The sequence below is a fragment of the Synechococcus sp. KORDI-49 genome (assembly GCF_000737575.1).
Taxonomy (GTDB): domain Bacteria; phylum Cyanobacteriota; class Cyanobacteriia; order PCC-6307; family Cyanobiaceae; genus Parasynechococcus.
In genome coordinates this window covers 404,334-422,844 of sequence record NZ_CP006270.1, presented here as the reverse complement: position 1 = coordinate 422,844, position 18,511 = coordinate 404,334, and the positions used below count along the sequence as shown (strand labels likewise).

Annotated in this window: 27 protein-coding genes and 1 tRNA gene; 12 read left to right on the top strand and 16 right to left on the bottom strand. The window is 62.2% G+C overall.

Annotated elements, in window-relative coordinates; translation table 11 throughout:
* Both KR49_RS02310 and KR49_RS02305 read left to right on the top strand, forming a co-directional pair.
* Complete coding sequence (locus tag KR49_RS02310; protein ID WP_043691253.1) at positions 1–543, top strand: TIGR00730 family Rossman fold protein; 543 nt, start codon at positions 1–3, stop codon at positions 541–543.
* Positions 543–1,250 (top strand): SDR family NAD(P)-dependent oxidoreductase, encoded by a 708-nt coding sequence (locus KR49_RS02305; protein WP_253912795.1) that lies wholly within the window; start codon positions 543–545, stop codon positions 1,248–1,250. The genes KR49_RS02310 and KR49_RS02305 overlap by 1 nt, the downstream gene beginning before the upstream one ends.
* Before the next feature lie 14 nt (positions 1,251–1,264).
* On the opposite strand, the gene KR49_RS02300 is transcribed toward KR49_RS02305, so the two are convergent.
* Together KR49_RS02300 and KR49_RS02295 are read right to left on the bottom strand one after the other, a co-directional pair.
* Positions 1,265–1,567 (bottom strand): hypothetical protein, encoded by a 303-nt coding sequence (locus KR49_RS02300; protein ID WP_043691251.1) that lies wholly within the window; start codon positions 1,565–1,567, stop codon positions 1,265–1,267.
* An 85-nt stretch (positions 1,568–1,652) separates the two neighbouring features.
* Positions 1,653–1,940 carry a hypothetical protein gene (locus KR49_RS02295; protein ID WP_156957079.1) on the bottom strand — a complete coding sequence of 96 codons (288 nt, stop codon included), beginning with the start codon at positions 1,938–1,940 and terminating at the stop codon, positions 1,653–1,655.
* 60 nt (positions 1,941–2,000) lie between these two features.
* Here KR49_RS02295 and KR49_RS02290 point away from each other — a divergent pair, with 60 nt between their 5' ends.
* On the top strand, positions 2,001–2,447 hold the full coding sequence (locus KR49_RS02290; RefSeq protein WP_043696521.1) for a hypothetical protein: 447 nt from the start codon (positions 2,001–2,003) through the stop codon (positions 2,445–2,447).
* Here KR49_RS02290 and grrA read toward each other — a convergent pair.
* The 4 genes from grrA to KR49_RS02270 all read right to left on the bottom strand — a co-directional run bounded on the left by grrA (position 2,437) and on the right by KR49_RS02270 (position 4,433).
* Positions 2,437–2,778: a GrrA/OscA1 family cyclophane-containing rSAM-modified RiPP gene (grrA, locus tag KR49_RS02285; RefSeq protein ID WP_043691247.1), complete on the bottom strand. Its 342-nt coding sequence runs from the start codon at positions 2,776–2,778 to the stop codon at positions 2,437–2,439. The two genes, KR49_RS02290 and grrA, sit on opposite strands and share 11 nt — an antisense overlap.
* 37 nt (positions 2,779–2,815) lie before the next feature.
* Positions 2,816–3,688 carry an extracellular substrate binding-like orphan protein GrrP gene (grrP, locus tag KR49_RS02280; RefSeq protein WP_043691245.1) on the bottom strand — a complete coding sequence of 291 codons (873 nt, stop codon included), beginning with the start codon at positions 3,686–3,688 and terminating at the stop codon, positions 2,816–2,818.
* Between the two features lie 80 nt (positions 3,689–3,768).
* Positions 3,769–4,194, bottom strand: coding sequence for a hypothetical protein (locus KR49_RS02275; protein WP_043691244.1), 426 nt, complete (start codon positions 4,192–4,194; stop codon positions 3,769–3,771).
* A 2-nt stretch (positions 4,195–4,196) separates the two neighbouring features.
* The gene (locus tag KR49_RS02270; RefSeq protein WP_043691242.1) at positions 4,197–4,433 is read right to left on the bottom strand and encodes a hypothetical protein; all 237 of its coding nucleotides are present in this window, start codon (positions 4,431–4,433) and stop codon (positions 4,197–4,199) included.
* 131 nt (positions 4,434–4,564) lie between these two features.
* On the opposite strand from KR49_RS02270, the gene KR49_RS02265 reads away from it, so the two are divergent.
* Positions 4,565–4,780 (top strand): hypothetical protein, encoded by a 216-nt coding sequence (locus tag KR49_RS02265; RefSeq protein ID WP_043691240.1) that lies wholly within the window; start codon positions 4,565–4,567, stop codon positions 4,778–4,780.
* Between the two features lie 23 nt (positions 4,781–4,803).
* Here the strand turns inward: KR49_RS02265 and KR49_RS02260 are convergent.
* Positions 4,804–4,888 (bottom strand) — tRNA-Ser (locus KR49_RS02260).
* 6 nt (positions 4,889–4,894) lie between these two features.
* On the opposite strand from KR49_RS02260, the gene KR49_RS13730 reads away from it, so the two are divergent.
* Positions 4,895–5,155 carry a hypothetical protein gene (locus KR49_RS13730; RefSeq protein ID WP_156957078.1) on the top strand — a complete coding sequence of 87 codons (261 nt, stop codon included), beginning with the start codon at positions 4,895–4,897 and terminating at the stop codon, positions 5,153–5,155.
* Positions 5,156–5,299: 144 nt separating this feature from the next.
* Here KR49_RS13730 and KR49_RS02255 read toward each other — a convergent pair whose 3' ends face one another.
* Together KR49_RS02255 and nrdJ are read right to left on the bottom strand one after the other, a co-directional pair.
* Positions 5,300–6,385 (bottom strand): hypothetical protein, encoded by a 1,086-nt coding sequence (locus KR49_RS02255; protein ID WP_156957077.1) that lies wholly within the window; start codon positions 6,383–6,385, stop codon positions 5,300–5,302.
* A 353-nt stretch (positions 6,386–6,738) separates the two neighbouring features.
* Positions 6,739–9,066: a ribonucleoside-triphosphate reductase, adenosylcobalamin-dependent gene (nrdJ, locus tag KR49_RS02250; RefSeq protein WP_043691237.1), complete on the bottom strand. Its 2,328-nt coding sequence runs from the start codon at positions 9,064–9,066 to the stop codon at positions 6,739–6,741.
* Between the two features lie 141 nt (positions 9,067–9,207).
* On the opposite strand from nrdJ, the gene KR49_RS02245 reads away from it, so the two are divergent.
* Both KR49_RS02245 and KR49_RS02240 read left to right on the top strand, forming a co-directional pair.
* Entirely contained in the window at positions 9,208–9,864 is a 657-nt protein-coding gene (locus KR49_RS02245; RefSeq protein WP_253912794.1) for a class I SAM-dependent methyltransferase, read from the top strand.
* Between the two features lie 15 nt (positions 9,865–9,879).
* The gene (locus KR49_RS02240) at positions 9,880–11,520 is read left to right on the top strand and encodes a peptide chain release factor 3 (protein ID WP_253912793.1); all 1,641 of its coding nucleotides are present in this window, start codon (positions 9,880–9,882) and stop codon (positions 11,518–11,520) included.
* Positions 11,521–11,535: 15 nt separating this feature from the next.
* Here the strand turns inward: KR49_RS02240 and KR49_RS13725 are convergent, their stop codons facing one another.
* On the bottom strand, positions 11,536–11,694 hold the full coding sequence (locus KR49_RS13725) for a hypothetical protein (RefSeq protein ID WP_156957076.1): 159 nt from the start codon (positions 11,692–11,694) through the stop codon (positions 11,536–11,538).
* Positions 11,695–11,872: 178 nt separating this feature from the next.
* Here KR49_RS13725 and KR49_RS02235 point away from each other — a divergent pair, with 178 nt between their 5' ends.
* Both KR49_RS02235 and KR49_RS02230 read left to right on the top strand, forming a co-directional pair.
* Positions 11,873–12,094, top strand: a complete 222-nt coding sequence (locus KR49_RS02235) for a hypothetical protein (protein WP_043691231.1) — start codon at positions 11,873–11,875, stop codon at positions 12,092–12,094.
* 42 nt (positions 12,095–12,136) lie between these two features.
* Positions 12,137–12,826 (top strand): CPP1-like family protein, encoded by a 690-nt coding sequence (locus KR49_RS02230; RefSeq protein WP_043691229.1) that lies wholly within the window; start codon positions 12,137–12,139, stop codon positions 12,824–12,826.
* Here the strand turns inward: KR49_RS02230 and hslO are convergent.
* Positions 12,823–13,740: an Hsp33 family molecular chaperone HslO gene (gene hslO / locus KR49_RS02225; RefSeq protein ID WP_043691227.1), complete on the bottom strand. Its 918-nt coding sequence runs from the start codon at positions 13,738–13,740 to the stop codon at positions 12,823–12,825. The genes KR49_RS02230 and hslO overlap by 4 nt on opposite strands.
* Before the next feature lie 14 nt (positions 13,741–13,754).
* Positions 13,755–14,393 carry an ABC transporter ATP-binding protein gene (locus KR49_RS02220; protein ID WP_043691226.1) on the bottom strand — a complete coding sequence of 213 codons (639 nt, stop codon included), beginning with the start codon at positions 14,391–14,393 and terminating at the stop codon, positions 13,755–13,757.
* A 42-nt stretch (positions 14,394–14,435) separates the two neighbouring features.
* On the opposite strand from KR49_RS02220, the gene KR49_RS02215 reads away from it, so the two are divergent.
* Positions 14,436–14,885 (top strand): DUF3531 family protein, encoded by a 450-nt coding sequence (locus tag KR49_RS02215; RefSeq protein WP_043691225.1) that lies wholly within the window; start codon positions 14,436–14,438, stop codon positions 14,883–14,885.
* Positions 14,878–15,624 carry a 16S rRNA (uracil(1498)-N(3))-methyltransferase gene (locus tag KR49_RS02210; protein WP_043691224.1) on the top strand — a complete coding sequence of 249 codons (747 nt, stop codon included), beginning with the start codon at positions 14,878–14,880 and terminating at the stop codon, positions 15,622–15,624. Before KR49_RS02215 ends, KR49_RS02210 begins: the two co-directional genes overlap by 8 nt.
* Here KR49_RS02210 and KR49_RS02205 read toward each other — a convergent pair.
* Positions 15,614–16,009: a hypothetical protein gene (locus tag KR49_RS02205; RefSeq protein WP_043691223.1), complete on the bottom strand. Its 396-nt coding sequence runs from the start codon at positions 16,007–16,009 to the stop codon at positions 15,614–15,616. The two genes, KR49_RS02210 and KR49_RS02205, sit on opposite strands and share 11 nt — an antisense overlap.
* Before the next feature lie 86 nt (positions 16,010–16,095).
* Here KR49_RS02205 and KR49_RS02200 point away from each other — a divergent pair, with 86 nt between their 5' ends.
* Entirely contained in the window at positions 16,096–16,809 is a 714-nt protein-coding gene (locus KR49_RS02200; protein WP_043691222.1) for a DUF92 domain-containing protein, read from the top strand.
* Here KR49_RS02200 and KR49_RS12975 read toward each other — a convergent pair.
* The 3 genes from KR49_RS12975 to KR49_RS02190 form a co-directional block, all read right to left on the bottom strand.
* Positions 16,790–17,521 carry a sigma-70 family RNA polymerase sigma factor gene (locus KR49_RS12975; RefSeq protein ID WP_052378139.1) on the bottom strand — a complete coding sequence of 244 codons (732 nt, stop codon included), beginning with the start codon at positions 17,519–17,521 and terminating at the stop codon, positions 16,790–16,792. The two genes, KR49_RS02200 and KR49_RS12975, sit on opposite strands and share 20 nt — an antisense overlap.
* A 103-nt stretch (positions 17,522–17,624) precedes the next feature.
* A complete protein-coding gene (locus KR49_RS14180; RefSeq protein ID WP_173402117.1) occupies positions 17,625–17,798 on the bottom strand; it encodes a hypothetical protein in 174 nt (57 codons plus the stop codon).
* Between the two features lie 31 nt (positions 17,799–17,829).
* A complete protein-coding gene (locus tag KR49_RS02190; RefSeq protein WP_043691220.1) occupies positions 17,830–18,507 on the bottom strand; it encodes a GDSL-type esterase/lipase family protein in 678 nt (225 codons plus the stop codon).
* Between the last annotated feature and the right edge of the window lie 4 nt (positions 18,508–18,511).

The following is an 18,511-nucleotide window of genomic DNA, read 5'->3' as shown; positions in this document are numbered from 1 at the left end:
ATGCCAAGCATCTGCGTGTACTGCGGATCCAGGGTTGGCCATGACCCGTCGCACCGGCAGGCGGCAGAGGAACTCGCTGCGGTTCTGCTGCGCCATCGACTCGGGCTGATCTATGGCGCTGGGCGGATCGGCCTGATGGGCGTGCTGGCGGACGCGATGCTTGCTGGAGGAGGGGACGTGATCGGTGTGATCCCGCGCGCACTGATGGATTCGGAGGTCGCTCATACGGGCCTCAGCCGTCTTGAGGTGGTCGAGTCGATGCACATCCGCAAGGCGCGGATGATGGAACTGGCTGATGCGATGGTCGCGCTGCCCGGTGGCCTCGGCACGCTCGAGGAGTTGTTCGAGGCGCTCACCTGGGCACAGCTCCGATTCCACAGCAAACCCTGCGGGCTGCTGAATGTGCGGGGCTATTTCGATCCGCTGCTGACCTTCCTCGATGGGGCTCTCGAGGAGGGGTTCATCTCAGCTGAGAACCGCCGGCTGGTGTCGGTGGAGTCTTCTCCGGCCCAGCTCCTGGATGTCCTGCTGAAAACCCTCTGATGGCTGAGGAGATGCGCGTCGTCATGCTGAGCGGAGGCAGCCGTGGCATCGGTCGTGCGATCGCTCAGGCTCTGCTGAAGGAGGGGCATCTCCTCAGCCTCGGTCTGCGCGACGTTGAATCAGCAGACATCGGCGATCTGGAGGATTCAGGGCGTGTGCTGCTTCAGCGGTATGACGCGGAGGATCCGGCATCGGCCGAGTCCTGGGTTGAGGCGACGGCTGCCTGGGCGGGACACGTGGATGCTCTGGTGCATTGTGCCGGCATCCTGAGGCGCACCCCGCTTCTCTTCTCTGACGGGGAGCAGCAGGACATCGAGGCGCTCTGGCGAGTGAATGTGATGGGCCCCTGGTGGCTGACTCGTGCTGCCTGGCCCCATCTGGTGCGCAGCGGGCGAGGACGGATCCAGGTGCTGGTCTCGATGAGTGGACGACGCGTGCGTGGAGGCATGGCGGCCTATCCGGTCAGCAAGTTCGCCCTGATGGGGCTTTGCCAGTCGATGCGGAATGAAGGCTGGCCCCATGGAATCCGCGTGACCGCCTTCTGTCCCAGTTGGGTCAACACCACGATGGCCGCTGGAATCAGCCAGGTGAGCTCGGATGACATGACGCAGCCTGACGATCTTGCGGCGATCTCAGCACTTCTGCTTCGGTTGCCGGCTGCCAGTGTTCCCTTCGAGGTTGCGGTGAACTGCAATCTGGAAACGTGATCCCCACGGCTGTCTCAGCTTCGTCGCAGCCATGAGGGGGCTCCTCCGAACCAATCCTCGAGATCATCCCGATCGGCGTGAAAGTTGCCATCCGGCTCGCTGCACCCGAGATCCAGTTCCTGAAGCAGAACGTCCTCCTGGAGCGGACGCTGTCGCTGTCGCTGGCGGCGACGGGCCCGTCGCAACCAGGCGGCCACGGTCGAATCATGGTCTGCGAACGTGTGCAGTTCGATCCGCTCGGCAAGGGTCACCTGGCAGCCGGAGGCCAGGCGTCGCAGGATTGCCTGCAGGCGGAGACGGGTCTGTGTGGTCAGCATCGACCTTTGCCACTGCACACCTGTTAGGGCTGCTGAGCCCATGACGCACAAGGCCCATGGAATCTCTCCAGGGTTGTCTCTCCGTTCACAAGCCCGGCCATCCCCCCGTCTGAGGCTGATCCCTGTGGCCGATGGTCACCTTCGCTCGCGACGGCGTCCAGATCCGCTTCAGCAGGTTCAGCATCAGTGCGATCCACAGCAAGAGCAGCACGGCAAAGCTGCCATGAACGATCCAGTCCGGCAGCAACAGCCGGGCTCCCCAGCTCACGTTGCGGACAATCCCCGACATCAGCACGGGGATCACCGAACCGAACCAGCCGATGCAGACACTGAGCAGAAAGCGCAGCACCATGCCGGTACGAGCTCCGATCATCATCACTTCATCTCAGCGGCTGTCGGCGTGATCCATCCACACGCTTGAATCTCCCAGATGATGAACTCCGACTGCCCCATCTGCGCCCTGCATGTCGAGCCGGCCATGGTGGGGAGCTACGAGATTGAACGGTCCGGTCTCTGGGTTCTCCGCCATCACCCCGATCCGGCGCCGCTGGTCGGTTGGTTGCTCCTGGACAGCCTGCGCCATTGCTCAGGCCCGCTCGCGTTCAATGCGGAGGAAGCCGCCGACTGGGGGCGGGCCGTTCGTGATGCCAGTGTTCTTGTTCAGGACCTCACCGGCTGTGATCGGGTGTATGCCATTGCCTTCGGCGAGGGCGCACAGCATTTGCATCTGCATCTGATTCCCCGTTTCCTGAACGAACCCGCCACGGCCGCATGGTCCGTGGCAGATCACTACCGGGCTGTGGCGGGTGGGGATCGCCAGGCCGCCGGACCAGCCGCGGTGCAGGAGCTGATCCGACGTGCCCGGACGGTTACCAGTTGACGAATCCGCCGCCGTAGCGCGCATTGGCGAAGCCACCGCCGCCGTTGCCCCAGCCGCCGCCGCGGGCATTGCCGAAGCCGCCGCCACCGCCGCCGCCGTTGGCCCAGCCCCGGCCACGACCGTTGCCCCAAGCGGCGATCTGCAGGTCTCCATTGCTGTGGCTGTCGAGGAACTCCTGCCAGCCACTGGCTTGATCACGGGCGCTGGCGATCCGCGCTTCGATGCTGTTGTCCGCTTTTTGGTCTGTGTAGGTGCCGGTCTCGGCGATGGCGCTGAAGGTGCTCCAGGAGCTGAGCAGCGCCAGAACTCCAAGCAGGGTGGTGGTTTTCATGGGATGTAAGGGAAATGGATGGATTCAGGAGCAGGACTCACTCGTCCTTGCCGATGCCGGCCACCGTGCCGAGCACACTGTTGTAGTAAGCCGCGATTTTGTCGGCCTCGAGGCCGACGGGGCTGTCGGGACCGATCGAGGAGTTGATGATTCGGGTGCTCTCCTCATCGCCATCGATATAGCCCTGCAACAGCTGGCCGATGGCGAGGTTTCCTGAAGCCAGCAGCGCATCGTTGCCGTGGGTCACCGCACAGCCGACACCTGCACGGCCGTAGGGACGGACCGGAACCATCCTGCTGCCGGGGACTTCGGCCATGTTGGCCTTGCTCCAGAGCGCACCTCCGGCAATGGTGGCGATTTCACCGTCCTTCAGGGCTTTCAGTGCTGCATCGGGGGAATCGAATCCCTTCGCGTCGGCTTCGGGGAGCTGGCTTTCAACAAGGTTGGCCGGAATGCTGCCGGTGATCACACCGATCTGCTTTCCCTTCATGGATTCAGGAGTTCCGTCCACGCCTTCGGTGGTGAGCAGTCGCATTCCGCCCACGGCGAAAGGAAGCGTGTAGTTGATCTGCCTGGAGCGTTTCCATGAGAAGCCAACGCCGCAGACGATGTTGGCCGTTCCGTTGGTGAGGGCGTCCTTGGCCTCTGAAACGCTGCCGACCTCCACATAGCTCAGTTCCGTTGTGGCATTCTCCTCCGACTGTTCCTTCTGAATGGCCTTGAGCACGTCAACAGCCAGGCCTGTCCATGCGTCGCCGTTCTTGGTGCTGTAAGGCAGGGCATCGTTGATGACGACGGCTTTCAACCCCACGTGATCGCCGGTGGCTGATGTCGTGGTGTCTTTTGTCTGGGAGCTGCAGGCCGCAAGGCTCAGCATTCCAACAGCCAAAGCGGCGGGAAGGATCTTCATCCGTCTGATCGGTTGAACTCCCCGTTGTTAAAGGATTTGTATCGGATGCGACGTGTTGCGTAAAACAGCTTGATGACGTGTCAGTTGTCTTCCACCAAGTGATCCTTCCGCTTGCTTTTTCGCTTGCGAGGGTGATCCGCCCGCAGGTCGCCCATCGGCCAGCCAAGTTGATGCAGGTGCCGGATCACCGGTGCATCAGCTTCGAAATAATTGCTGCCGTAGGTGGTCTTCAGTCCGATCTCCTTGAGTGTCAGCAGCAGGAGTCGTTCTTCACGGCGCGTTCCCCGGCGTGCATCGACCAACTGAAACCCACGGGCCTCGAAATCGCTCTGAACCGAGCCGATGTCTTCGCTGTAGCCGATGGCAATCGTCTGATCGATGCCGCGCAGAAAGGTGAAGACAACGGCTTCCGGTTTCGCCTCCAGATCCTGGAATCGTTCTGTCAGCGCAATAACGGCGTCCATCACCGGTGCCTGCAGAGCCTGTTCGATCAGTGCGAATTCCATGGTCAGAGGCCTCCGATGGCAAGGCGTTCGTCGCAGGCCGTTTCGTAATTGCGGATGGCGGCGCTGGGGATGGAGCCGTTGCTCTTGAGCTGCCGGATGGAGAGTTCGACGCACTGAAGCACAACACTGGTGAGCTCGCGGCCCTCGCACAGAGCCCAGCTTCGCAGCAGCACATGCAGGCTTGGTGGCACGGAGACCGTGAGCTTCACCTGGTTTTCGCGAGTGGCGGTTTTGATCATCAGCGGCTCTTCTGAGCAACCCAAAAGTAGCTCAGCAGTCACCAGGAAGCAACTCTGAAGTGTCTTCGAGGTGGCTTCGGGGTCTATTCAGAGCGTCTGCGCAAGAATTGCTGGTGTGACGCAAGGTGCACATGCGGCTCTGGCTCCTTCTGGCAGCAGCGCTTTTCAGCTCCTCTCCGGTGCGAGCCGCCGGTGGCGATGACGCCTGGGACTGGTACACGGGAATGACGCCCTTCGAGCAGTGCGAGGAGTATCTGCTCGGGGATCCCTATATCGAGACTGTGCTGGCGGAGGACCTTTCAGGATGCGCTGAAGTTTTTGGCCTCCCGCAGGTCATTGAGCCCTGAGGAGCAGCGTTTAAGGAAGAAAGCGGAGAGGGCGGGATTCGAACCCGCGGAGGCTTGCACCTCGCTGGTTTTCAAGACCAGAGCCATCAACCACTCGACCACCTCTCCCTGACCGTGATCAAGATCACGACCACCACTTTAGCAAGGTGTTCGCAGCTGTTCAGACCTGCCGATCAACATCTCAATGGCGTTCATCGAGCGACTGTTTCACCCATCAAGAGTCGGAAGGCTGATCCTCAAAGAGATATTCTTCGTGTTGGTGGTAACTGCTTTTTGCAAAATACGAATGCTATCGACCTGTTAAATCTTCTTTTTGCAAGAACAATAACGTTTTTCTTGGTTGGCAGTGTTGACGGACTCGTTCACGCCCTCTGACGGATGTCATGTCCTCTGTCTTTCATCGGGTCCCGCTTCCGGTGAGTTGGTGGTGAGAATGATGTTGCGAGGAATTCTCATTGTTTGGCCATGAAAAAGGAGGGGCCGAAGCCCCTCCCCTCCTGATTAGATCAAGCGATCAGATCAGTCAGCAGCGAAGGCCTGCATGAAGGCGGACGCGGTGCGCTGGTTGTTCTGAGTCGCGAAGGAGTTGGTGGACAACGTCGCTGTGGCAGAACCGTTGGCGGTCGCAGAAGAATTCTGCTGCGTGCCGGTGGACTTGAACGCTTCCAGGCGATCCAGGTTCACGGTGAAACTGGAGGCCTCATCGGCGTTCACGCTGGCGATGGCACCCAGACCTTCGATGGCAACCTGACTGTCGCTGACAGTGCTGGTCTGACCGACGGACTGCTGATAGCCAGCCTCATACGCTGCGTTGAAAGCAGCGGTCCAGGATGCACCACCGGTGGTGTCGTTGGTGCTGTTCGCGGCTGCCAAAGCGGAATTCACGATGGCACCCAGCTGACCTTCCTGACCGATGGCGGTCACAGAATCCTCAGTGGACTGGAAATCACCTTTGATGATTCCGGTCGCCGACGACTCGGTAGCCGTGGAGGAACTGTTGGTGATGACGTTGTTGTAAGCAGAGCTGTAACTCGCGTTGTAGTTCTGGTTGTAGGCCTGTGTGTAGGCGTTCTTGAACTGTTTGAAGTTGCTCTGCTCGGTTTCGTAAGCAGTTCTTCCCTCAGATCCATAGGAAGCCTGGACGGAGGCATCCAGATCGCCCCATGCGCTGTCGTAATCAGCAGACCACTGCCAATCACCATTCCGGTCGTAGCTGCCGTAATTACCGGTTGTGGTAGAGGACAGGTTCGTCGCTGTCGTGGCTGATTCCCAACCAGTGGAGTGGGATTCACGCTGAGCAGTTTCCGTTGCAACCGAGTTGGCGGCAGCAGAAGCGGCCTGGGTGGCAGCAGCGGAGGAGGAGGTGCCGTTGGTCTGCATCAGGCTGCTGCCTGCACCCAGCTGCATCACACCCAGGGACAGACCGTCAAATTCCTGAGTCGCAGACACGCTGGCGTTCACACCGATGCTGGTGTTGGAGCCGACGTTGAACTGGTTGGAGGTGCCAACTGCGTTGTTGAAGGTGGCAGTACCGGCGCCCGAGAAGGTCAGTCCACCGGGGGTGGTGGCGTTGATGATGAACATGCGCTGGGTGGTACCAGACATGTTGGGGTCATCGGACCCGGCGATGCTTTGAGCGTTCGCCGCAAGCGGTGCCAGGAGAAGCAGTGCTGCCCCAAAGCAAAGCCGAGGATCTAGACAGGATTTCATGGTTCAGGGAACGAACGAAGGATGAAGAAAGAGATTCACCCATCAAAGATTAGTAACCACCGGCGGACTAGAACATGTCGAAAAAATTAAATCACCGGCTCTCTGGAACGCCTGTTTTGCGAAAAGTAGAATTAAAAATGAATTTCTCGCGACTTTGGGGTTGTTCCGTGCAAGCCGTTGTTCTCATGAACACAAAAAAGGAGGCAATCAATGCCTCCTTGTTGTTTGATTGTCAGCAACGTTGATCTTCAGCTGGGTTTTGACAGAGGCAATAAGCACTTGTCCGAATCACAGCCGGCAGGACCTGCTTCTGCAATCTCGCCCATGTCGTATCGCTTCAAGGCAGCAAAGAAGTCGCTGCTGACGCGTCTCTGCACCACCTCAGACTGCATTCTCTCGTAGGTCGCTGCGTCGATCGGCTCGAAAGGCAGGCGTGGGAATGTGGCATTGGCGTCGAATCGAGCCAGCAGAGCTGCCGAGATGTAGCCATCTCCATGGAGCATCGCTCCATGGAGCGCGTCGGCCAGGGGCTCGATCTCGTGCTCGCGGAATTCGATCGTGGCAGAGGTGTTGTGGGCGGTGTAGTGGCGCTGCACCTGCATGTAGAAATCAAACTGGGCCATGGCCGAGAAGCCGTTGATGTCGACGGCATCGGCTCCAGGCAGATTGGCCCAGCTCACTTCGGTGGGGATTTCCACCAGCCATTCGGTGCAGCGGGGATCAAACGGATCATCCAGCAGCCGGCCCTGGTCGTCCTTGTCCGACTGGGAGGGAACCACGGTGTAGCCGTAGTCCATGCAGGCCATCGCCACCGGGTCGTTCTTGCGGAAGGTGATCCGGCGAATAAAGCGCTGGGCCTTGGGGGGATGCCAGCCAGGGGCTGCACCGGTGAGCAGGCTCTTGGTTCCTGCCGGTTGAACGGTGGTGCAGCGGTTCGGACGGCGCAGGCCGTGGCGATCGCAGTAGTCCCAGACGGTGTCGTTCACCACCTGCTTCCAACGGCTCAGGTAGGCCGCCTCCTGTGCCTTGAACGCCAGGCCTTCCTCGGTGTCCGGACGTCCGGCCTCCCACCACTGCAACCAGGGGGTGCCGAAGGCATGCACGAAGAAATCGAACAGGCCCGTGAAGCTGACACCCACGATCGGGTCCCATTCGCGGCTCTGGCGATAACGCTCCACCTCGAAGCGGTGGTTCAACAGACAGGCCACGGAAAGGGCGGCTGCACGGAAGGCATCAGCCTGCCCCTCCTCATCGCTCGGATCGATCTGATTCAGATGGATCTCCGCCAGATTGCAGTGGAAATCGGCACCGAGGATTTCTCCGCAGGGGTTGAGTCCGTAGCGGCCGAGGCGATGGTCCAGTTCTGCCTCGCTCATGTCGCTGTTGTGCAGGCGCAACCAGCGGCCGGCCTCATCACGACCCTGATCGCAGTAGATCTCAATGAATTCCTGGCGAAGTTCAGGGGTGCTCAGCAGGTCGGCATTGGAGCGGGCGATTGCTTCGGGTGCGAACTGAATGGCGCCCTCGCCGGAGTGGAACTGCTTGGTGACAGCCGCCAGCACCACATCGCGGCTTGGGCGCGTGTGATAAACCCGCGTGTGATTCGCCATGCGCAGGGCATCGCGCTCAGGGTCGATCCGCCAGTTGCCCTGTTCATCCTGTTGCCAGAGGTTGTCCTTGGCTGATGACGCCGCATCGTCATCGGCGGCGAACTGACGCATCCCCGCACTGCGACGGATGTTGCCGGCCACGATGGTGACGGCCGCTTCGTCGATCAGCAGGCAGCACTCCACGGAGGTGAGGCGTCTGCCGATCGCCTTGTTGAGCAGCCGTTCCACCCGTCCGTACAGATCCTTCAGCTTCACCGGGTTGGCCATGCCACCGAAGCCCTTCAGGGTTTCGCCGACCGGGCGTACGTCGTTGAGATCAACCTCGATCTCGATCAGTCCGCCATCGAACCGTTCATCGCTGCACAGTTCCAGCATCAGCTGGTAGCTGTCCACCCAGCCCCGACGGGTATCGCCCACCTTGATGGTGACCCGGTTGCCCTCGATGCGATGGGTGCACTCGTCCTGGCGCTGTCCTGCAGGGGTGACTCCGATATCGGAAACCGACACCACCTTGAGTCTGTTGCGCACGACCGGAAGGCGATCGATCAGGTGCGGCTCGATGATGGCCCCGGTGCCGCAGCCCATCATGGCGAGGTCCATCATCAGACCAAAGGCCTGCCAGTCCACCAGGTTGGTGGAGGTGCAGTTGTAGGCACCCGAGAAATTCACCGGTTGCTCAATCCAGCCCGTGCCGCCGATCCACAGCCAGCGGCCCGAGGGAAGAGCCTTCTTCTCTGCCTGCATGCGTGCCAGCAGATCCAGTTCCTGCTGATTGAGATTGCCGAGTTTGCGCAGGCCTTCGAGATTCCGTTGGCCAACCTGTGCCCAGCTCTCACGCCCTTCAGGAATACGGCGGCTGTAGGTGCGGTAGAAGACAGGGTTGGCGGCGGGGGCGGTAGCGGGGAAATCGCCAAAGCTGGCGATCTCTCCCGCGTGGAGCGCCACGCGATTCGGAGTGAGGGTCACGTGCAGCTGAGCACTGGAGTTGTCGAAACCCTAACGCCACCAATGGGGTCAGCAAGGCCCGTTTTCCACCATCAGCAGTGTCCTGCTCAGACTGGTGCCCTCAGCCTTCATCCAATGCAGCGTGTTTGCGAGCCGGAACTCATGGACGATCCGCAGCAGGTGCAGGCTTATGCGCAGGCGGATTTCAGCGACGGAGATCGCCACACCCTCGCCCTGATCGAGTCCCTGCTGGCGCGGTCCCCAGCATTGCCGGAAGCTCCTCTGTTCATCGACCTCGGTTGCGGACCAGGCAACATCACCCTGCCGCTGGCGGTATCGCATCCCTCCGCTGAGCTTGTTGGGGTGGACGGCGCCGGTTCCATGCTGTCTGTTGCGGCTCAGCGCGCTGCCGCCGCGGGCCTCACGGTGCGCTGGCAGCAAGCCTCGCTTCAGGATCTGCAGAGGGGTGATCTGCCTGAGCTGCTCGGACGTGCCGATCTGATTGTCAGCAACAGCCTGCTGCACCATCTGCATCAGCCCGGACTTCTCTGGTCGCTCACCCGCGTTCTCGCTGCTCCGGGTTGCCGGGTTCTGCACCGGGATCTGCGCCGTCCCGCAACTCTGATGGAGGCCCGGCAGCTCCAGGAGCGTCATCTCCCGGACGGTCCGCAACTGCTGGTGAGGGATTTCCTGGCGTCTCTTCAGGCCGCTTTCGAGGTTTCCGAAGTCGAGGCTCAGCTCGCGGCTGCTGATCTGAATGGCCTGAATGTCCGCGCGGAGAACGACCGCTATCTGGTGGTGTCAGGCTTGGTGGATTGACGCAACACGATGAGCTTGAGCACCTCTGCTGCGGAGTCTGATCCCGGCGCTGCGGTCGCTGAGGCGGTGGATCGGCGCCGCAATTTCGCGATCATTTCCCACCCGGATGCCGGCAAGACGACTCTCACCGAGAAGCTGCTGCTCTACGGCGGTGCGATTCAGCAGGCCGGTGCTGTGAAGGCCCGGGGGGAGCAGCGCAAGGTCACATCCGACTGGATGGAACTTGAGAAGCAGAGAGGCATCTCGATTACCTCCACCGTTCTCCAGTTCGACTACGACGCCACCACCATCAATCTTCTGGATACTCCGGGCCACCAGGATTTTTCGGAGGACACCTACAGGACCCTGGCGGCCGCTGACAACGCCGTGATGCTGGAGGACGCCGCCAAGGGACTCGAGCCGCAGACCCGCAAGTTGTTCGAGGTCTGTCGCATGCGCCAGATCCCGATCTTCACCTTCATCAACAAGATGGACCGTCCCGGTCGGGAGCCGTTGTCGCTGCTCGATGAGATCGAATCGGAACTGGAGCTGATCCCCTGGGCTGTGAACTGGCCGATCGGCAGTGGCGAGCAGTTCCGTGGCGTGATCGACCGTCGCAGTCGTGAAGTGGTGCTGTTCAGCCGTGCGGAACGGGGCCGACAGGCCAGCGAGCGGCGCCTGACCCTGGATGACCCTGCTCTGCGCGAGCTGGTGGAGCCTGAGCTGCTCGATCTGGCGGTGGAAGAGATGGAGCTTCTCGATGTCGCCGGCGCTGAACTGGATCTGGAGGCGGTGCATTCCGGAGACCTCACCCCCGTGTTCTTCGGCTCCGCAATGACCAACTTCGGTGTGCGTCCCTTCCTGGACGCGTTTCTGGAAATGGCCCAGCGTCCGATCGCCCGATCCAGCAGTGATGGCCTGGTGGACCCCCTGCGTGAGGGGTTCAGCGGATTCGTGTTCAAACTGCAGGCGAACATGGATCCTCGGCACCGGGATCGGGTCGCCTTTGTTCGGGTCTGCAGCGGTCGCTTCGAGAAGGACATGACCGTGAAGCACGCCCGGACGGGCAAGGCGATCCGTCTGTCGCGGCCCCAGAAGCTGTTCGGACAGGATCGAGCGGTAGTGGAAGACGCCTACCCAGGTGATGTGATCGGTCTGAACAACCCCGGCATGTTCTCGATCGGCGACACCCTCTATGTGGGGCCGAAGGTGGAATACGAAGGAATTCCCTGCTTCAGCCCGGAGATCTTCAGCTGGCTGCGGAATCCCAATCCCTCAGCATTCAAGAATTTCCGCAAAGGGGTGAATGAATTGCGGGAAGAGGGCGCTGTTCAGATCCTCTACGACACCGATGAAAGCAAGCGTGACCCGATCCTGGCGGCCGTCGGTCAGCTGCAGCTGGAGGTGGTTCAACATCGGCTCGAGCATGAGTACGGCGTTGAGACCCGTTTAGAGCCTCTTGGCTTCCAGGTGGCGCGATGGGTGTCGGGGGGCTGGTCGGAACTCGAGAAGGTGGGACGCATCTTCAACTGCAAGACAGTGCGTGACGCCTGGAATCGGCCTGTCCTGCTGTTCAAGAACGAGTGGAACCTCAATCAGCTCAAGGAAGATCATCCTGATCTCGCTCTCAGCAATGTGGCTCCGGTGGTCAGCGGTGTGGAGCCGATCAGCCTCTGATCGCCACCGTGCTGATCAGTGGGAACTGAAGTGCATCGCTTCGGTGGTTCCCCACAGATGTTTCCGCGCCAGTTCAGCGCGCCGAATCCATTGCTGCGCTTCGGTGCGGTTGCGACAGGTTCTGGCTTTCTCCTCAATCGTCATCAGCGACAGGAGTTCCTGAAGAGTGTTCATCCCTCTAGCCCAATTGATTCACTGTTAACCCGCCTTTAACCTTTGTCAAGCGCGGGCAGGCGTTCTTCACGCTCGTTTCAGCGCTGATGCATCAAGCGGGGGCGGGTGAGCAACCGCGGATCTCCTCGCGGGCCTCTGACTTCATCGCCAGACTGCACCGACTCACCACAACGATCCGTTGGACAGTCTCTGGCTTGTGCGAAGCACGTCGGACGGCGGAACCGAATACGTCTGCTTCCGCGGGGCCAGCGAACCTGTGGAGATGGTGGAGGGTTATCACCTTCCACCCCAGATGCCGCTGATCAAGCGACGCCAGTGGTTGAACCGCAGCGAAGCTCTCCATTGCCGTGAGCGCCTGGAGGGCAGTGAAGGGTTCCGACACGCAGCCCCCCTGTTCTGAGCTGCTGTCGATACGCTCAACTGCAGTTGGTTGAACGCCGTCATGGCAGCCGTGGGTGAATCCGGTCCACAACCCGATTCCGATGACCCCTATGCCCGGCTCGGGCTGTCGGCGGGCGCCAGCTTCGAGCAGGTTCAGAGCGCCAAGCAGCGCTGCCTCAGCGATGCCGACGATGATCCCCAGGCCAGGGCGAGGATCGAAGCGGCTTACGACGCGGTCTTGATGGCACGACTGCGGGATCGTCAGCAGGGCCAGCTCAGCCCGGCTGCTGCCACGGCATCACAGCGCGAGGACGGCACTGCTGCTGCAGCTGCTTCCGCTCCTGCCGCTGTCGGAGTTCTGCAGCGGATCCGCAGCGGTCTCCCCGATCCAGGCCCGGCTCTCTCCGGCCTGGCACCGCAATGGTCTCTGGTTGAGGGGCGTGGCCTGATCGTGCGACTGGTCGCCGGTGGCCTCGGTCTCGTGCTGCTGCTGTTGTCACCCGGAAGCGTTCAGCTGATCCTGGCGCTTGCCGTCATCGGCTGTTTCCTCAGCCAGATCCGTCGCGGTCGGCGCCCCCTGGCTTCGCTGGGCTGGACGATCCTTCTGCTCGTGGCCGGCCTGGTCACCGGCGTTGTGCTGGTCTCGGCGTTGTCTCCTTCGGCCCTGTCCCAGCTTCAGCTCGCCAGTGATCAGATTCAGGCGATTCCAGCTGCTCTGCTGCTGCTGATCGCATCGTTGCTGCTGGCTTAAGCCACCGGTGTCTGGTCGGCGATCAAGGCGCGCAGTTCGTCGCCGCTGATCTCATAACGGGCATTGCAGAAATGACAGATGAGTTCAGCCATGCCATCGGTCTCGAGCATGTTGGTCAGTTCCTCCCGCCCCAGCAACATCAGCGCGCCAACGCTTCGCTGACGGCTGCAGGGGCAGTGAAAGCGAACGTCCTGGTTGGCTGCGGCATCCTCCAGGGGGTGGGGGTCGAGGTCTGGGAAGACATCGCGAAGGAGATCCTCGAGCGCGTCCCCGTGCTCCTCCAGTCGGCCGCTGAAGTCGGTGATCTCACGGCAGCGCTGTTCCAGCAGCTCCACGAGGGCGGGCTCCTCCGCCGCCTTCGGCAACACCTGCACCAGCAGTCCTCCACTGCTCCTCACCCCTGATCGGTCGATGCGTTCGCCGACGAAGACCGCAGAGGGGGTCTGCTCGGAATGCAGCAGAAAGGACGCCACGTCCTCACCGACGGCACCACTGACCAGTTCGACGGTGCTGCTGAACGGTTCTCCCTTGCCGTCATCCCGCACCACATGCAGGTAACCGGTGCCGGTTGCCCCCTTGAAGTCGAAGCCGTAGCCCCCCTGGCCATCACCGATCGGATCCAGTTCCAGCTGCGGGGTGCCCACGTATCCACGCACCGTTCCGTCACGCCCGGCATCCACGCTCATTCCCTTCAGCGGTCCGACCGAGCTGATCCGCAGATTCACCCGTCCGTGCCGCACCTTCATCGAGCTGGCCAGCATCAGTGCGGCACTCATTCCTCTGCCGAGCATCACGGTCGTCAGGTACGAGAGGTCATGACGCTCCCGGGCTTCCCGCAGGGTCTCCGTCGTCGCCACCGCCACCAGCCGGATGCCGCCACCTGCCGCCGTTGCCCGAACCAGACGGTCGGCCATGCTCCCGCTCCAAGTCAGGGCAATGTAATCAGTGGCTTCAGCTGTCCGTCCAGGAGGGCATGTCGGTCGCAAAGCCAGCCCTCGAACAGTTCCGGTTCATGGGTGACAACGATCAGGATCCGCTCATCGGCCAGGTCCGACATCAGCTGCAGCACCTCGCGGCGCACCGACCAGTCCAGGCCGGCAGTGGGTTCATCCAGCAGCAGCACCTCTGCACCGCGAAGCAACTGCACCGCGAGGGCAAGCCTTCTCTGCTGGCCGCCGCTCAGTCGCTCCGGCGGGGTGCTGAGGTCCACATCCGCCAGACCGACCCGTTTCAGCACATGTTGCTGCTGCTCCCATCCGAGTCGCTTCTGACCCAGCTTCAGCTCCTGCTGGATGCTCAGCCCCAGAAAATGCCGTTCCGGGAACTGAAACACGATGCCGCAGAGCCAGCGTCGCTGCTGACGGTTGACGGCCTGACCCTGCCAGCGGATCTCGCCGTGCTGGTTGCCGGCAAGGCCGCTGATCACCTCCAGCAGGCTGGTCTTGCCACTGCCGCTGGCTCCGGCGATCAGCACGGGTTGCCCGTTCCTGGCCGACAGGGTCACCCCACGCAGCACTGGATCCGCGGCTGTCGCCGGGCTGTAGTGCAGCGCGTCCAGATCAAGCATGTCGTCCAGCTTGAATGATGATGAGGTGAAATCGATGGACCCATGGACATCCGGTTTCGGGAGGTCGACCCCTTCAATTGCTGGCTCTGGCTGCGTTTTGCGGAGGTTCCAAGCCAGGGGGAGCGGAATTACGTCGATGGGATCTTCGACAGCTGGTATGTGATCGGCCGTCTCGGCGGATTCAATGCCGAGAACCTGCAGGTGCATGAGGAAAGTGCTGACCTGAGTTGGATGGCCTACGACAACGAGGAGGCCGAATCGGTGATGCCCGCCCTGATGCACAACATGGGGCAGATGGAATACCGGGACGCGTGGGGCCGATGCTGGGTTGATCTCGGCACCAGTGATGCCGTCGGCCTTGATGTGCTTATCAATGCGCTGCGACAGCTCGATTCCGACGTGGTTCAGATCGAGGAACTGGTCGTCGGCGGAGTGAATGAGGACTGGCCCGTGGAGGACCATCCAGACAGCCTGTTCCCGGCGGGTGGCTGAACTGCGCCGGCTGCTGATCGAGCCGGAACGTCTGGGGGCTCTCTCCAGCCGGAACCGGGTTCTGACCCTCAGGGAGCACGAACGTCATTACCTGCGTCGGGTGCTGCGCCTTAAGGTCGGTGATCCGGTGGCCGTCATCGATGGCTGCGGCCATCTCTGGAGTGCTCGTCTGGATGTCGACGCTGCCCTGATCCTGGACACCGCCCCCTCCGCACCCGCCGAAAGCGAGCCGCGACCGCGTCAGCAGCTGGGTCTTGCAGTGGCCCTGGTCCGCCGTGGCATGGACGATCTGCTGCGCATGGCCTGTGAACTGGGGGTGGACCGATTTCAGCCACTGCAGACGGCGCGATGCACCCCCCAGGCGGAGCACCGTCCGGACCGCTGGGCCAGCATCCTGCGCGAAGCGGCCGAGCAGTGCGAACGCCTGTGGCAACCGACGCTGCATCCCTTGCGCACGCTTCAGGACTGGTCTCCTGCTCCCCCGTCTCAGCTGGCGGTCGCTGTCACGCGCTGTGATCAGGTTCAGGAGCTGAGCCTCTGGCTTGAGCAGGCGGCGGCTCCGGATCAGGATCTGTGGCTGGTGATCGGCCCGGAGGGCGGTTGGACAGCGGACGAGCAGACCCTGTTCGGGCAACGCCACTGGCAGCCGGTGGGACTGGCTCCGACGATCCTGCGCTCCTCCACCGCCGGCGTTTGTGCGGCGGTGAAGTTGTCGTCGTGGCGCCAGATCAGACCTTGAACAGATCGCTGGCGATGGCACGGAAACCGCGCATGGAGGCCCCTGGCTGCCGGCGACGTGCCCTCAAGCCTGTGCCGGGAAGCAGGTTCTCGGGAGCGAAGGTCGCCATGGTGACGGCCGGACGGGATTGTTCCGCCGCGGCCAGTTCGGCGGCGATCGCCTCGGCCGTGGTCTGCGTGGCGCTATCGGAGTCAGGAGCGGACGCTGTCACCGCCGTTGGGGTGAGGACCGGTTCCGGAGTGATCTCAGACGGTTCGGTGACCACAACCGGAGTGGCCGTCGGTTCGGGGCTTTCCGTCGCCTGGCTCGGAATGCTCAGATCGGCAGGGGCTGCCTCGTCATCGAGGGTGAGGAAGAATCCTTTGTTCTGCTTGTTGAACACCATGCCCTGGTCGCTGCACGATCACGGGTGATTCTCCCCCGTCGGCCTGGCATGACGAGGGATGCTTAGGGCAGTGCAACACAGTCGGCATGCCCTGGCTCTCAGCCCTGTTGATTCATGGGGTGCTGATCGCCCTGGCGCAGCGACTGCCGCTGCTCACACGGGCGGGCTGGATCCATGCCGGAGCCCTTGGAACGATTCTGCTGGGTTCCCTTGGTTGGCAGGGTTGGCTGGCCGTGGTGCTCTATCTGGTGCTCGGCAGTGCCGTCACCAAACTCGGTTTCCGCGACAAGCAGCGCCGTGGTCTGGCCGAAGCCCGCGGAGGCAGCCGTGGGCCGGAAAACGTCTGGGGTTCGGCTGCCACCGGTGCTGCGCTGGCGTTGCTGATCGGCGCCGGAGTGGAGCCCAGGTCGGTGCTGCTGGTGGGTTTCGCCGCCAGTTTCGCCGCCAAGCTGGCGGATACCTTCGGCAGTGAGATCGGCAAGCGCTGGGGACGCACAACCGTTCTGATCACCAGCTTCCGTCGCGTGCCACCCGGTACGGAAGGGGCGATCAGCCTGGAGGGAACCCTGGCCAGTGCCTTCGGCAGCCTGCTGATGAGTGTTCTGATGCTTGCGCTGCAGCTGATTCCGTCCTGGCCGTTGACCGGTCTGGTGATGCTGATCGGTCTGGTGGCGACCCTGGCCGAGAGTCTGTTCGGTGCGCTGGTGCAGGACCGTTACGACTGGATGAGCAACGAACTGGTGAATGCGCTGCAGACCTCCCTGGCGGCAGTTCTGGCCATCACAGCGATGCGGATCTGAGCGACAGCTCACCGTCTCTCTCCGCCAGTTCCTGAAGACGCGCGATCCCCGCCTGGATCACAGATCGGAGTCCGCCGGCATGCACGTTCTGACGTCGCGCCACCTCGCGAAGGCTTTGCCCGTCGATCAGATGGGCCTGAAGCACCCGGCGTTGTTCCGGATCCAGTTCGACCATGGCCTTGACAAGCCACTCGCGTTGGTCATCAAGGGCTCGCTCATCGGGCAGCTCGCATGGCATGGCGTCGAGGCTCTGGCTCCGGGCGCAGTGGAGGGCTGCAAAGGCATCCTGCAGCCGTGTCTCCGTGACGCCGAGACGTCTGGCAAGACCCTGGCGTGACAGAGGCGGCTGACTCTCCGGCGAGAGACCATCGCGGAGACGTCCGGCACGCACGGCCAGATCCCTCAGTCGCCAGGGGATGCGCAGCGTTGCCGCACGATCCCGTCGGTAGTGCATCACCTGGCCGTTCGCACGGCTGAGCAGATAGGAGCTGGGCTTCAGTCCCCGACTTGCATCGAAGCGATCCACCCCGGCGATCAGACCAAGGCAGGCCTCCTGGAGCAGATCGTCGTACTCCTCCGGACCCTGTCGCCGCTGACGTTTGGCGACCAGGTGGGCCAGTCCCAGGTGCTGAAGAACCCGATGGTTGCGACGCCGCAGGGCATCGGGCAGAGGTCGGCGCTGCTCATGGCGCCAGTGATGTTGGTTGATCAAAAGGAGAACGCATCGTCCTCCCCAGGGTTCCCGGCTTCAGGACGACGGCACGCCCACTCGAGTGCCGCTGTTGACCACCCGGGTGTCGCCGATGCTCCGTGATTCAGGAGGGATCCAGATCGCAGCGGGCAAGCTCCGGCTGGGTCAGCCGATCGATGATGCGAGCCATGTCCACGGCGGTGAGCTCACCGTTCTCATCCCATTTCAGTGTTGTCTTCCGCTGCGCGGAGGTGCGTCCGGTGGTCGGGTCGAGATTGCGGTCGGGCCCCACGTCCATCAGTTGTGTCAGGGAACACGCACATTAGGTCTCAGGTCGTGTTCGGAGTCAGTGTCTTCAGGGGTTGTAACCCGGCCCAGGCGAGCAGAGCGGGCCATTGCCGCAGCCTCTGATGCATCCAGGCATGGCCATCGGCGTTCAGGTGAAGTCCATCGGGCTCCAGCCAGCTCAGCCAGTCCGTTTCAGCCTGCACTGGCCTGTGCATCGCGAGGAAGGGCACATCGTGTTCCCGGCAGGTTTCCGCCAGCACCGCTTCGTATTGCTCGATCACTGGGTTGGCGTACCAGAGACAGTCCGCAAAGGGCATCACGTGGTCGTCCACCGGCGTCATGCCGATCACCAGCACGCTGCTCTCCCGGCTGATGGCTTCCAGCAGCTGCCCCATGCCGAAGGCGTAAGCCTCCTCGCTGAGCTGTGGTCGACCGTTGGGCCTGCCGATGCGAGCGGTGTCGTTCAGGCCGACGCTGAGCAGCACACCATCCGGTTGCTGCCGACGCAGTTCGCCCCGGCAGCTCCATTCCCTCCGCCATCGGGCCGAGACGGCCTCCAGTCCGTCACCACGCACGCCGAGCGGGTAGATCACCGGCGCCTGGGGCAGTCCCATCCATTCCAGCCTGAGCCGCTCGCACCAACCACCGCCCAGCCGATCCCCCCAGCCATGAACGCCGCTGTCACCCAGAACCACCAGCTGCCGCGGTGCCATTGCCATCAGC